Origin of the sequence: Synechococcus sp. R8-2, assembly GCF_047461715.1 — a bacterium.
Classification (GTDB): domain Bacteria; phylum Cyanobacteriota; class Cyanobacteriia; order Thermostichales; family Thermostichaceae; genus Thermostichus.
On sequence record NZ_JANSHQ010000464.1, the window covers coordinates 1 to 866 of the forward strand.

The 866-nt window shown below is 62.4% G+C and carries 1 pseudogene; it reads left to right on the top strand.

Annotation, left to right across the window (positions count from 1 at the left end):
* Positions 1 to 866: pseudogene (locus NW819_RS11115) on the top strand (hypothetical protein); the annotation flags it as partial.

The window sequence follows — 866 nt, forward strand, 5'->3', positions numbered from 1 at the left end:
GGGGGGGTGAGGGCGGCTTCGATGTCATCCTCGGCAATCCACCCTGGGAACGCATCAAGTTGCAGGAAGAAGAATTCTTTGCCAGCCGCAATACCGCCATTGCTCGGGCTCCGAATGCCGCCGCCCGCAAACGGCTGATCGCCGACCTACCCCAGACCAACCCCGCCCTCTGGCACGACTACCAGCGTGCCCTGCACGGCGCCGAAAGCACCAGCCGCTTTTTACGGGGCAGTGGTCAATATCCCCTCACCGGCCGCGGCGACATCAACACCTATTCCGTCTTTGCCGAGCGCGTGCGTAACCTGCTCAGCCCCCGCGGGCGGGCCGGCATCATCATTCCTACCGGCATTGCCACCGACGCCACCAATCAGTTCTTCTTCGCCGATCTGGTGGAACAGGGACAACTGGCCAGTCTGTTCGATTTTGAGAACCGCGAAGCGCTCTTCCCCGGCGTACATCGCAGTTACAAATTCTGCCTGCTCACCCTCACCGGCGGCCGCACCCCAACCGACGCCACTACCTTCACCTTCTTCGCCACCCATGCCGATCACCTGCGCGACCCGCGTCGCGTTTTCACCCTCACAGCGGACGACATTGCCCGCATCAACCCCAACACCCGCACCCTGCCCGTTTTCCGCACTCGCCAGGATGCCGACCTGACCAGAGCTATCTACGAGCGCGTGCCGGTACTGGTTAACGAACGCACGGGTGAAAACCCTTGGGACGTGCGCTTCATGGCGATGTTCCACATGTCCAACGACTCGCACCTCTTCCGCACCCGTGCAGAGCTGGAAAAGCAAGGTTACCAGCTGGTGGGGAATGTGTTTGTGCCCTCACCCCCTAGCCCCCTCTCCCACGCTGCGGGA